Annotated in this window: 1 protein-coding gene; it reads left to right on the top strand. The window is 71.2% G+C overall.

Annotated elements, in window-relative coordinates; translation table 11 throughout:
* Window positions 1–666, top strand: a 666-nt coding sequence (locus tag DK254_RS00590; protein WP_109931576.1) for a DMT family transporter, incomplete at both ends; no start/stop codon positions are given.

The following is a 666-nucleotide window of genomic DNA, read 5'->3' as shown; positions in this document are numbered from 1 at the left end:
CCTGTGGCGGCCGCTGTGCGTGGTGGGCGCGACCACGGTGGCCGGCCAGCTGATCGGCATGACCTTCGCCACCCCGCTGATCGGCACCGCCATGGCGGCGATCTTCGTGGCGGCCATCCCGCTGTTCTCCATGGTCATCGGCCGCCTGTGGGGGCTGGAGCGCATCACCCTGGCCGGGCTCACCGGCCTGGCCCTTGGGCTGCTGGGCATGCTCCTGCTGGTGGGCTTCCCGGCGGTGCCGGTGACGCGGTCCTTCGTGCTGGGCTGCGCCGGCTCCATCTTCGGCGCGCTGTGCGCGGCCTACGGCAGCAACTACGCGGCGCTGCGCCTGCGCACGGCGGGCTCCTGGGAGGTGACCTGCGGCGCCTTCCTGGTGGGCGGGCTGCTGACCCTGCCGCTGCTGTACTGGGTGCCGCCACCGGGCGTGCCCTCGGCGCTGGACGTGTTCTACCTGCTGCTGTGCGGCTGCATGATGAGCGCCTTCAACTACGTGGTGTACTTCCGCCTGGTATCACGCATCGGCGCCACCCGCGCCATCAGCGTGGAGTTCGTGGTGACGGTGGTGGCGGTACTGGTGGGGGCGCTCTGGCTGCACGAACCGCTGTCGCTGGTGCAGGGGCTGGGGGCGCTGATCATCCTGGCGGGGTGTGCGTTGGTGCTGGGGTT

Origin of the sequence: Pseudomonas sp. RW407, assembly GCF_003176655.1 — a bacterium.
Classification (GTDB): Bacteria; Pseudomonadota; Gammaproteobacteria; order Pseudomonadales; family Pseudomonadaceae; genus Pseudomonas; species Pseudomonas delhiensis.
Note: the sequence above shows the minus strand (reverse complement) of the source record. Positions and strands in the feature narration are given on the sequence as shown.